At 57.7% G+C, this 11,075-nt stretch carries 11 protein-coding genes; all 11 read left to right on the forward strand.

What is annotated here, in order from left to right; genetic code table 11:
- The first annotated feature begins 8 nt into the window (after nucleotides 1–8).
- Nucleotides 9–1,214 (forward strand): 3-oxoadipyl-CoA thiolase, encoded by a 1,206-nt coding sequence (pcaF, locus tag GFD32_RS03530; protein ID WP_163575182.1) that lies wholly within the window; start codon nucleotides 9–11, stop codon nucleotides 1,212–1,214.
- Nucleotides 1,215–1,326: 112 nt separating this feature from the next.
- Nucleotides 1,327–2,511, forward strand: coding sequence for a bifunctional 3-oxoadipate enol-lactonase/4-carboxymuconolactone decarboxylase PcaDC (gene pcaDC / locus GFD32_RS03535; RefSeq protein ID WP_163575183.1), 1,185 nt, complete (start codon nucleotides 1,327–1,329; stop codon nucleotides 2,509–2,511).
- A 47-nt stretch (nucleotides 2,512–2,558) separates the two neighbouring features.
- Nucleotides 2,559–3,488: a pca operon transcription factor PcaQ gene (gene pcaQ, locus GFD32_RS03540; protein WP_163575184.1), complete on the forward strand. Its 930-nt coding sequence runs from the start codon at nucleotides 2,559–2,561 to the stop codon at nucleotides 3,486–3,488.
- A 101-nt stretch (nucleotides 3,489–3,589) separates the two neighbouring features.
- Complete coding sequence (gene pcaH, locus GFD32_RS03545; protein ID WP_163575185.1) at nucleotides 3,590–4,312, forward strand: protocatechuate 3,4-dioxygenase subunit beta; 723 nt, start codon at nucleotides 3,590–3,592, stop codon at nucleotides 4,310–4,312.
- A gap of 13 nt (nucleotides 4,313–4,325) precedes the next feature.
- Nucleotides 4,326–4,958, forward strand: coding sequence for a protocatechuate 3,4-dioxygenase subunit alpha (pcaG, locus tag GFD32_RS03550; protein ID WP_163575186.1), 633 nt, complete (start codon nucleotides 4,326–4,328; stop codon nucleotides 4,956–4,958).
- Between the two features lie 449 nt (nucleotides 4,959–5,407).
- Entirely contained in the window at nucleotides 5,408–6,241 is an 834-nt protein-coding gene (locus GFD32_RS03555) for a class I SAM-dependent methyltransferase (protein WP_163575187.1), read from the forward strand.
- Nucleotides 6,242–6,322: 81 nt separating this feature from the next.
- Nucleotides 6,323–7,423 (forward strand): Shedu anti-phage system protein SduA domain-containing protein, encoded by a 1,101-nt coding sequence (locus GFD32_RS03560; RefSeq protein WP_163575188.1) that lies wholly within the window; start codon nucleotides 6,323–6,325, stop codon nucleotides 7,421–7,423.
- A gap of 119 nt (nucleotides 7,424–7,542) precedes the next feature.
- Nucleotides 7,543–9,372 carry a hypothetical protein gene (locus GFD32_RS03565; protein WP_163575189.1) on the forward strand — a complete coding sequence of 610 codons (1,830 nt, stop codon included), beginning with the start codon at nucleotides 7,543–7,545 and terminating at the stop codon, nucleotides 9,370–9,372.
- A 99-nt stretch (nucleotides 9,373–9,471) separates the two neighbouring features.
- Nucleotides 9,472–10,071, forward strand: coding sequence for a hypothetical protein (locus GFD32_RS03570; RefSeq protein WP_163575190.1), 600 nt, complete (start codon nucleotides 9,472–9,474; stop codon nucleotides 10,069–10,071).
- A gap of 71 nt (nucleotides 10,072–10,142) precedes the next feature.
- Nucleotides 10,143–10,517 (forward strand): nuclear transport factor 2 family protein, encoded by a 375-nt coding sequence (locus GFD32_RS03575; RefSeq protein ID WP_163575191.1) that lies wholly within the window; start codon nucleotides 10,143–10,145, stop codon nucleotides 10,515–10,517.
- Nucleotides 10,518–10,679: 162 nt separating this feature from the next.
- Nucleotides 10,680–11,075: transposase (locus GFD32_RS03580; protein ID WP_163575192.1), on the forward strand; the 396-nt coding region annotated here is incomplete at its 3' end.

Genomic DNA, 11,075 nt, shown 5'->3' on the forward strand with positions numbered 1-11,075 from the left:
GAGCCCTCATGAGCGACGTATTCCTGTGTCATCCACGGCGCACCGCGGTGGGCCGCTTCGGCGGCACCCTGGCGGCGGTGCGCCCCGACGACTTCGCCGCGACGATCTTCCGCGCGGTGCTCGCCGAGGCGCCCGGGCTCGACCCCGCCGCCATCGACGAGGTGATCATGGGCTGCGCCAACCAGGCCGGCGAGGACAACCGCAACGTGGCGCGCATGTCGGCACTGCTGGCCGGCCTGCCCACCGCCGTGCCGGGCACCACCATGAACCGTCTGTGCGGCTCGGGGATGGACGCCGTGGGCACCGCCTTCCGCGCCATCAAGGCCGGCGAGTTCGAGCTGGCCCTGGCCGGCGGCGTGGAGTCGATGTCGCGCGCGCCCTACGTGCTGGGCAAGGCGGAGAGCGCCTTCTCCCGCGGCCAAGCCATCGAAGACACCACCATCGGCTGGCGTTTCGTCAATCCCTTGATGAAACGCCAGTACGGCGTCGACTCCATGCCGGAGACCGCGGAGAACGTCGCCGAGCAGTATCGGATTTCCCGCGAGGATCAGGACGCCTTCGCCCTGCGCTCCCAGCACAAGGCCGAACGCGCCCAACAGGCCGGTCGCTTCGCCCAGGAGATCACCGCCATCGAGATCCCGCGGCGCAAGCAGGAACCGCTGGTCTTCGATCAGGACGAACACCTGCGGCCCGGCACCACCCTGGAGAAGCTGGCCAAACTGCCCACCCCCTTTCGCGAGGGCGGCAGCGTTACCGCCGGCAACGCCTCGGGCGTCAACGACGGCGCCGCGGCGATGCTGGTGGCCAGCCAGGCAGCGGTGGACGCGCACGGCCTTGCCCCCATGGCCCGGATCCTCGGCATGGCCACCGCCGGCGTCGAGCCGCGCACCATGGGCATGGGCCCGGTGCCGGCGGTGAACAAGCTGCTCGGTCGGCTGGGCGTGTCGCTGGACGAGATCGACGTCATCGAGCTCAACGAGGCGTTCGCCTCCCAGGCGCTGGCCTGCCTGCGCGAGCTGGGCATTGCCGACGACGACCCCCGGGTCAATCCCAACGGCGGCGGCATCGCGCTCGGTCATCCGCTGGGCATGTCCGGTGCGCGGCTGTTGACGACGGCGGCCTTCGAGCTCCACAACAGCGGCAAGCGCTACGCTCTGTGCACCATGTGCGTGGGCGTGGGGCAGGGCATCGCGACCCTGATAGAAAGGGCGTAAGAAAGAAGAGGGAAGAAGGAAGAGGGAAGAGACCCCACCATCTTCCGTCTTACCGCTATTTCCAATCAGGCGCCGAGCGATAATTCGACGCCTGGGGATGGGAGAGTGTTTTATGGCATTTCTGGAGATCAACGGCCGCAGCATCGCTTACCGCCTGCTGGGCGCCGAGGCCAATCCGCTGGTGCTGCTGGCCCATCCACTGGGCATGACCCAGGCGGTATGGGACGACCTGCTGCCGGCGCTGCTGCCGCACTACCGCGTGCTCACCTGGGATCTGCCCGGCCACGGCGCCAGCGAGGCTTGGCCCGCGGATGCCGATGAGATTGCCCCGGCGGCGCTGGCTGCCGAGGCGCTGGCGCTGGCCGAGCATGCCGGCGCCAGGCGCTTCCACTTCGTCGGCACCTCCATCGGCGGTGTGGTCGGCCAGCAGCTGCTCGCCGAGCATGCGCAGCGGCTGCTCTCGGTCGTGCTGACCAACACCGGCGCGGTGATCGGCACCCCCGAGCTGTGGACGACCCGGGCGAGCCGCGTGCGTGACGAGGGCCTGGCGGCGATCTCCGGTGAGATCGTGCCGCGCTGGTTCTCCGCCCAGCGCCTCAAGACCGAGCCGGCGCTGGAGAGCGGCTGGCGCACCCAGATGGCACGCACCGATGCGCAGTCCTACGCGCGGCTGTGCGAAATGCTTGGCAAGAGCGACTTTCGTGGCAAACTCGGCGGCAACGGGGTGCCGGTGCACCTGCTCGGCGGCAGCGACGACGTGGCCACGCCTCCGGAGACCCTGGAAGCGCTTGCTGCCGAGTGCGACGGCGCACCGCTGGAGATCCTCCAGGGCTTCGCCCATGTGCCCTCGGTGGAGAGCCCCGAAGCCATGGCCAAGCGCCTGCGTTTGTGGCTCGTCGCGGATCGCAGCGCGGTGGGCGAGCAGGGCGTGAGCTACGCAGAGGGGCTCGAAACCCGCAAGCAGGTACTCGGCGAGGCACATGTCGCGCGCGCCAGCGAGAACGCCACCAGTCTCGACGCTCCCTTCCAGCAGATGATCACCCGCCTGGCGTGGGGCGAGCTGTGGGGCAACGACGACCTGACCCGCCGCGAGCGTAGCCTGATCACCACCGGCATTCTCGCCGCGCTGGGCCGCGAGGAGCTCGAACTGCACCTCAAGACCGCCAAGCGCATCGGCCTGAGCGAGGCGGAGCTGCGCCAGGTGCTACTGCACGTGGCGATCTACGCCGGCGTGCCGGCAGCCAACCACGCCTTTGCCCTGGCCAAGAAGCTCGGCTGGGGTACGCCCCTCGAGTGACCGTTGAGGCGGCGGGGCCTGTGCCCCTCCGCTCCAGGGAGCCGTGCATGCTCAACGCCCGCATCAAGCTGCGTCATCTGCAGGCTTTTCTCGAGGTGGCCCGCCAGCGCAGCTTCGCCCGCGCCGCCGACCGCCTGGCGATCACCCAGCCGGGCATGTCCAAGACGATCCGCGAGCTCGAGGAGATCCTCGAAGCGTCACTCTTCGAGCGCACCGCGCGGGGCGTGGCTCTCACCCAGGCAGGGCTCACCCTGCTGCGTCATGCCGGCCCGGCGCTGCGAGCCCTGGAGGAGGGCATCGGCGCGGTGGGCGGTAGCGGCCAGGGGGCTCGCTGGCTGAACGTGGGCGCACTCTCCACGGTGGAGAGCCGTCTGCTGCCCGAGGCCGTACGCCGCTTTCAGGCCGATGGCCCGCCGGGCGTCGGCATCAACGTGGTTTCCGGCCCCAGCGCCTTTCTGCTCTCGCGGCTGCGCCGCGGCGAGCTGGACCTGGTGGTGGGGCGCATGACCGAGGCGCGCGAGATCCGCGACCTTGCCTTCGAACACCTCTACTACGAGCGGCTGCTGCTGGTGGTGCGCGCCGGTCATCCGCTGGCCGGGGTGGATCCTCTGCCCGCCGAGGCGCTGGTCGCCCATCCCTGGATTCTTCCACCTCCGCAGACCACCTTGCGCCAGCAGGTCGACAGCTTCTGCGTGCGCCATGCCCTGGCGCTGCCCGAGACGCTGCTCGAAACCCTGTCGCTGCCGCTCGGTCAGGGCGTCACCCTGGGCAGCGACGCCATCTGGGTGGTGCCGGAGGAAGCGGTGCGCGCGGCGCTGGACGAAGAGCGGCTCGTCGAGCTTGGCCTGAGCCTGGAACGGCAGGGCGGCTCGGTGGGGCTGTGCACCAACGCCAGCCTCGAACCCTCGCTGGCTCTGGACGCCTTCTGCGAGATTCTGCGCGAGGTGGCCGCCGACACCCCGGGCGCGGTGATATAACCCATCGGTTATGCATCGACGCAGAGACGTCAATTGGCGACCTGACGACACCGCGCCACACTGCCAAGGCACTCAACCGACAACCCCAGAGACGACACGCCATGCAAGACGACAACAAGCGCTTCGTCGAGCGCGACCGCAACTGGCATCCACCCGCGTATGCACCGGGTTACAAGACCACCGTAGCGCGCTCGCCGCGGCAGGCCCTGGTGAGCCTGCAGCACCCCACGATCTCCGAACGCAGCGGGCCGGATTTCCGCCATCTGCGCATGGGGCCCCATGACAACGACCTGCTGTTGAACTTCAGTCAGGGCGAGGGGTTGCCGGTGGGCGAACGCATCATCATGTTCGGCCGCGTGGTCGACCAGTTCGGCAAACCGGTACCGCATACCCTGGTGGAGATGTGGCAGGCCAACGCCGGCGGCCGCTATCGCCACAAGAACGACAACTACCTGGCCCCGCTCGACCCCAACTTCGGCGGCGTGGGGCGCTGCCTCACCGACGAAGAGGGCTGGTATCGCTTTCGCACCATCAAGCCCGGCCCCTATCCCTGGCCCAACGACCCCAACAGCTGGCGCCCCTCGCACATCCACGTATCGGTGATGGGGCCGTCGATCTCCACGCGCCTGATCACCCAGATGTATTTCGAGGGCGACCCGCTGATTCCGCTGTGCCCCATCGTCCATACCATCAACGACCCGGACGCCGTCGAAACCATGATCGGGCGGCTCGACATGGCGCGCAGCAAGCCCATGGACTGCCTGGCCTACCGCTTCGACCTGGTGGTCCGCGGCGAGCTGCAAACCTATTTCGAGAATCAGTGAGGAGGGAACCGAGATGAAACAACCGAACAGCGTTCCCGCCAGCGAACTGATGCTGCGCGAAACCGCCTCCCAGACCGCCGGGCCCTACGTGCACATCGGCCTGGCCCTGGCCGCCGCGGGCAACCCGACCCGTGATGAGGAGATCTGGAACGAGATGGCTCGTGACGGAGCCGAGGGTGAGCCCATCGAGATCGTCGGCACCGTGATCGACGGCAACGGTGACCTGGTGCGCGACGCCTTTCTCGAGGCGTGGCAGGCCGACGCCAACGGCGTGTACCAGCCCGAGTACGACCTGAACAAGCCGTTCAACAGCTTCGGGCGCACCGCCTCCACCTTCGACCACGGCAGCGAATGGTCGCTGAAGACCGTCAAGCCGGGCCCGGTGACCTGCGCCGACGGCCGGGTGATGGCCCCGCACGTCAATCTCTCGATCTTCGCCCGAGGCATCAACATCCACCTGCAGACGCGCCTCTACTTCGAGGACGAAGCCGAGGCCAACGCCGCCTGCCCGGTGCTCTCGCGCGTCGAATCGCCGACCCGCCGCCAGACCCTCATCGCCAAGCGCGAAGAGATCGACGGCAAGGTGCGCTACCGCCTCGATATCAAGCTGCAGGGGGAAGGCGAGACGGTGTTCTTCGACTTCTGATCCGTCGTCACGACAGCGAAGGCGACCTTGCTAAGCGAGGCCGCTACGACGAGAGCCAGCGCCATGCGCTGGCTCTCGTCTTTTCGGCTGACGTTTGACCTGGGTTCTGGTGCCAGCGTAGTAGAGCGTCTAGGCTGGCCGTATGTGTACGATTGTAAGCGGCTTGCGAGAGCGAACGGTAAGAGCCAACAAATCGACTGCGTGACGGTCAGCGACAGCAGAGGGGCAGGGGACGGCAGCCAAAGGTGAAAACCGGTCAGGGTGGCAAAGGCAGCACGCTCGCGAATTCTGCATAGATTGCCTAGCTATTCTTAGCCTCAAGAGATATCAATGGGTTACAGTGAGAAAGGCAGGCTAGATAACATTGTTGAACGCGCCAGCGCGTTCAAGTGGATAAATGAGTGGGCTATTCAATACGCTGTTAGGCTTTAGGAAGCTCGGAAAACGTAATGGATAAAACGAACATATCGCTCGGCCCTGTGCAGGAAACGCTGCTAATTCCACTTCTTGGCCGTGCGGTTGCCACGCGCCAAGGCAGCGGACTGATTAACGACCCACGTGCCGTTGAAATTGTCGATCAGCTCGCGTACGACTTCTCGAAATGGGAGAAGGGTCAATCCTTGCTGGGCAGCGTGCTCCGCACCAGAATGTTAGATGACGATGTGAAGGAGTTTATCGCCACACATCCCCGGGGAACCGTTGTTGAGATTGGCTGTGGTCTGAATACGCGATTCGAGCGCGTCGATAACGGTAGCGTACGCTGGTTCGATCTGGATCTGCCCGACACGATAGCGCTGCGGCGGCGCTTCTTCGCCGATAGCGAACGGCAAACAATGGTTGCAGCAAGTGTTCTGGACGCTAACTGGGTACAGCACATCCGTGAAACTGGCGGTCCTTTCTGCTTCGTATCGGAAGCCGTGCTGATCTACCTCGCTGCTGCCGACGCGGAGCGGGCGGTTCGTCAGCTTGTCTCGGGGTTTCCGGCAGGATCCTGGCTGCTCATGGATACAACGCCAAAGGCCATGGTCGATGGGCAGGCCAAGCACGATGCCATGAAGCATCTGCCTAAAAGCAGCTGGTTCAGGTGGGCGGTTGATGATCCACGGGAACTGGAACGTCTGGGCCTTACCTTGATTCAGTCGCGCTCATTCGCTGATGCGGGTTCGGAGCTGATTCGGCCTCTACCCTGGTCGATGCGCTTTTTGATTCGTTGGGCACCTTGGGCTCTCAAGCGCATGACTAAGGGTTATCAGCTAAATCGGTTTGAGATCCGTAAAGCCTAACAAGGCGCTGCACCGGACGGCAATTCCGCTGCGCTCCATTACCGCCGGTGAGCTTGGTCGTTAAGTGGTCAGGGAGTAATGGTGAGTAGATTAGAGAAATGGAATGACGAGCAACGTAGGCTCACAATCCTTACGGGAGAAAATCAAGAGCTGGCGGATGCTATACATTCTCTACAGCCTGAGGATGATGATCGCCCAGGAATGAGTAATTTTGACATAATTAATATCGCAAAAGAGCTCATCTATTCGAACGAAGGCGGGAAGCGATCAATCCACATAATATGTTTTTCTTTTAATATTGATCGTGGAGAGATGGAAGTTTGCCATCTTTTGGATCAGGTTCTAGAGGAAGATTACGAAGATGATATCCTAAGCACTCTGGCTATAGCTGCCGTAGCTGAAGTTCCCGTATATCCAAACACTCGAGATTGTGAAGAGGAGCTAGCGGAATTACATCGTAAGATGATTGAAACTGGTTTCAAAGTTCAAGGTGAGAAGTACAAGTTAACGTCTCGTCAGTCTGATGAATTTGAAAGCGCAAAGAAACTCATATCCAGTATTAGTCCCGAAAAGCATTATTCGCCCTCTGATATATCAATTATTCGGCAAACCATTAAAGAAGAATTATCAAACCTTGAGAGCGCTGATCGACTGCTACTGAGCTTACAGCTGGCAATTGACGAGTTAACAGTGCTATTGGAGTCAGAGAAGAGAAATGAAAATTCCATACAGGCACACTTAACTAAAAATCCAATACTTTTTGGATTCGAATATAAGCGTGTAATACCTAAGCATCGCTTAGGCGGTGAGTACGAAACAGATTATGCACTGGAAAAACATGATGGTTCATGTGACGTGGTAGAGCTGGAATCCTCAAATCTTAAGCTGTATACAAAATCTGGAAATCCAACTAGTCATCTGGTGCATGCTGAACAGCAAATATTGGACTGGTTAGATTGGATTGATAAAAACAACTCATATGCGAGAACTTCGCTGAACGGTCTTTATTCGCCGTCAGGTTTTGTCGTGATTGGAAGAAAAGATAGTTTATCTGAATTAGACAAAGAGCGATTGCGCAGAAGAAATATACTATTTAACGGTAAGTTAAAGATTATAACCTATGAAGACCTACTGGAAAGAGGGAGTGACATGCTTCGGAGGTTAAAAGGTGAACGCACTTAACGAATTGCTGCACTCGGATAGATTACTCGCTGCGCTCATAATTTACCGGTGAGCAAGGCGTTAGCATTCCGGTAAACACAAAGCCGCGAAAATGTGTTCAGTTATCAAAGAAGGTGAGAATGGACAAATTCAATGCCCGTTACGCGTATGAGTCGCTGATTCTCATGCAGTCCCATATTGAATTTGCCGGGCTGTGGACAAAAGGTGATCGCTTTCTTATTTCATGTCCTTCTTTGGATAAGAACCCATTAACAAGTGATGGGAAGCCATTAAGGGATTGGTTTCACTACAGCTGCAGACCTGTTTGCTGCCCTGTAGAAATAGCGTCTGACGTACCGGAAGGATACGAGCAGATCAATGAGCGCAGTGAAAGTGAGCTGGCAAGATTATTTGGAGAGCCGCTTACACTCTCTGAGCTATATAGGGAGTTGTATATTACTCTGCCTAAATCATTTCCACTTAGTGCAATTGAATCTGGTGCAGGGAAAGTCGTCGTTAGCGTAAACAGGCTGCTAACGCAAAACGAAGAAAATGAGATGAATATTGCCTTCGCAAATATCGGGATAGATTTCGACATCGAGGTTGTTGACCCTTCAGAACATTCAGAACCAAATAAAGATAAAGCATTAAAAGAATCTTCCGATAAATTGACTCTTATCCTAAGTGAGCGCATAAAAGATAGAGTTCCTAATAGCGTTTTGTCTTCCTATGAAGAAGATGAGGAATTCTGGGTTGACAACCGAGTCAATGTATTCTCATCGGATATCTACTCAAGGGAAGATGTGCTACAACCGTCTTTCTTGAAAACAACCTCCGCATGTTTTATTGACGCCACGGCTTTTCCTCCTAAGAATATCAGAAACTACCTTCCCATATATCAACGCTTAGTCATTTCAATGCCTCTCGCAACTCACTTTGTTTCGGCATTGGAAGCTTTCAATGTGCATGAGACAGAGCTTTTGGATTTGGTTGCACGTGGAAGAGTACAATTCATCCTTCCGCAATCAATCCAACGCTATAATCTGAACTTTATTGCCAAAGCCATAGAGATAGATCCTAACTCAGTATTGCTCTCACGTAGACTAGCTGCAGCGTCAGTAGCAGAAACAAGGGCAAGACTTCCATTTCTTTACCCTCCTTTCGGCGCATCCGCTAAACGAGATTTATTGAGGCTACTGGTAAGCGTTTCGGAGCCGAAAATTAAGCCGGTAGGGGAGGTCCTAGCTAGGAGTCTTGCTCAGGGCTGGGTTGGGATGGAGAGGAATATAAGCAACCGTGGTGGAATGGGTACTGCTAATAACGGTATCGGAACAATACTGGGTGAATTGATTCATACCATGTCTGGAAGGGATTTACGACTTGAGTTGATCACTAGCTCAATGTCAGTAGAGTGGGCTGCCGCCGTTGGTGCAACTTACTGCCCTATAGAAAATGAAGGCTACTCTGATTTTAATGCAGCAAATCTATGTGCAAGTCTATACTCCGGCGTTGAAAATGCTCCTCTTCTAAACCCAGTAAAATCACTCGAACCGTTTATGGAAGGGCTTCTAACACTTAACAATGATGCCCCTGTTTTGGAGGTAGATGATGTTTTTACGTCAAGTGACATTGATAGATTGGGCGGGTATTTGAGGGGAGTGACTGGTCTTGAAGACCCCAGTGAAGAAATTGCTGCTCTAAATGAGAGAATCAGAAGATTCGAGCACAATCAGGATAGAATTAATAGATTAGATATTCTCGGTCTAGGAGGTGTGGCGGTGGCTACAGCCATGACCGGCAATCCTTATGTTCCTTTCGGTTTATGGATTGCCCAATATATATTAAAAAATGCAGATCCTAGCAGGGATATTGGCGGTAAGGCCATTGATTGGATTAGAGCAATGAATACGAGGTCTTCAACTGATGCCGTTCTGGTTAGTCGGTTGCGATCAAAAATCCAAGACCTATGAGTCTTGTAATTTTCTAAATGCTAACAAGGCGCTGCTGCCGGACAATTTTTTCGCTGCGCTCTAAAATTGCCGCAGAGCGCGGCGTTAGAAGGAGGGGGCATGGCAGATTCCCGAAGCTTGGCTAGTCCACATTCGCTGATATGGCATTACTACGAATGCCTCAAGCGGCAAATACGACGAGTACCGACCGACGCATCTGATGCGGTGCAGAAACAGGAGCTCGCACTGGCGCTGTTCCTAGCGGTATCAGTGGTGGAGACGTTCATCAATGCATTCTTTCGTGTCGTGATAGAAGAAGACGACTATCGCGTTCACCGAGAGCGCGTGCTGAAGGACATTGAGGGGCGGGCTTCGTTGGAGGCGAAGATAAAGGAATGGCCGAAAAAGGTGCTGGGTCAGAAGCTCAACCCGTCCACGCCAAACGTGAAGCGCTTCCTGGATCTGAAGGACCACAGAAATGCACTCATGCACTTTGTTTCCTCGCACGAAACGATTGAGCTAGCAGGACCTGTGTACATTCACGGCTTGGCCGATATGTCAGCCTTTGAAACGTTGTCGCTCGAAAGTGCGGTAGAGTACCCTGTGATAATTAGGAATTTCGCGTTCGAGATATTCGCTGCGCGAGGGATAGCGGAAGAGCGATTGCCGCATTCGTTTCACCGATGGTTTGGTGAGCCGCCTTCTAACCCTGCGTTCTAGCCGACATAGGGCCGCGACGCGGCCCTCGGTGGCTGAACGCAACGTTAATTTCTAAAGACAGGGAGCAGTCCATGCATCACGAAGATCTGAAACAAGTACGAGAAAACTGGTACTCGGCTTTTTTCGCAGGTGACGTTGAGCACCTTGCTCGGGTCCAGGCAGACGATTTTACGGTCACTACCGAGCGTGGTGTCCAATCCAAGAAATCCCAAATCGACGCGATCTCGTCAGCCAAACGTAATGGAAGTTGGTTTCCCCAAGGCGGGTACAAAAACGATACTGAGTTAACCATTCAGAATTTTGATAGTAGCACCACAGTCACTGGTCAGGGGTACACCACTTCTGGTCAATCCCAAGGGCCGGTAGTCGCGTTCTCCGAAACCTGGGAGTGGGATGGTGCTGCTTGGCGGGTTGTCAGTCTGAGTTATAGCGCAGCCCGAAGCTAAAATTAACAAGTCGCAGCAGTACGCGGCCGATGGCCGCCGGACGCCCTTTCCATGGCCCCTTCGTCGCCATTCCAAGGTCGCCGCTGTGCTCAGCGTTGAGGCTGTAGCAAAACCCCATCCGCGCCCGGTAGGATGAGGAAAAGGCCACGGAGAGCCGCCGGTATGCCCAGGTTCAAGCCCTATGACTACGATCAGCACGCTCTGGTCGCCATCAACTACCTGGAACAGCTGCAGCCCGGCACGTTCGAGCACGCGGTGCATTACTTGATCGAACACAAGCTGGATCTATCGGTGTTCCACCCGAGGTACCGCAACGACGACACCGGTCGCTCTGCCTATGATCCGGCGATCCTGCTCAAGATCATCCTGTTCGCCTACTCCAAGGGCATCACCTCCAGTCGGGAGATACAGTGGTGCTGCGAGACCAATATCCTGTTCAAGGCGCTGTCCTGCGATACCGTGCCGCACTTCACCACACTCGCCCGATTCGTCAGCGGTCACGCCGATGAGATCGAAGCCCTGTTCGAGCAGGTCCTGTTGGTCTGCCACGAGCAAGGT

The organism is Halomonas faecis (genome assembly GCF_010993975.1).
Lineage (GTDB): Bacteria > Pseudomonadota > Gammaproteobacteria > Pseudomonadales > Halomonadaceae > Halomonas > Halomonas faecis.

What these genes read in the sequence shown, in the direction of transcription:
- pcaF (WP_163575182.1), top strand. Translation starts at nt 9, where the DNA reads ATGAGCGACGTATTCCTGTGTCATCCACGGCGCACCGCGGTGGGCCGC.
- pcaDC (WP_163575183.1), top strand. Translation starts at nt 1,327, where the DNA reads ATGGCATTTCTGGAGATCAACGGCCGCAGCATCGCTTACCGCCTGCTG.
- pcaQ (WP_163575184.1), top strand. Translation starts at nt 2,559, where the DNA reads ATGCTCAACGCCCGCATCAAGCTGCGTCATCTGCAGGCTTTTCTCGAG.
- pcaH (WP_163575185.1), top strand. Translation starts at nt 3,590, where the DNA reads ATGCAAGACGACAACAAGCGCTTCGTCGAGCGCGACCGCAACTGGCAT.
- pcaG (WP_163575186.1), top strand. Translation starts at nt 4,326, where the DNA reads ATGAAACAACCGAACAGCGTTCCCGCCAGCGAACTGATGCTGCGCGAA.
- GFD32_RS03555 (WP_163575187.1), top strand. Translation starts at nt 5,408, where the DNA reads ATGGATAAAACGAACATATCGCTCGGCCCTGTGCAGGAAACGCTGCTA.
- GFD32_RS03565 (WP_163575189.1), top strand. Translation starts at nt 7,543, where the DNA reads ATGGACAAATTCAATGCCCGTTACGCGTATGAGTCGCTGATTCTCATG.
- GFD32_RS03570 (WP_163575190.1), top strand. Translation starts at nt 9,472, where the DNA reads ATGGCAGATTCCCGAAGCTTGGCTAGTCCACATTCGCTGATATGGCAT.
- GFD32_RS03575 (WP_163575191.1), top strand. Translation starts at nt 10,143, where the DNA reads ATGCATCACGAAGATCTGAAACAAGTACGAGAAAACTGGTACTCGGCT.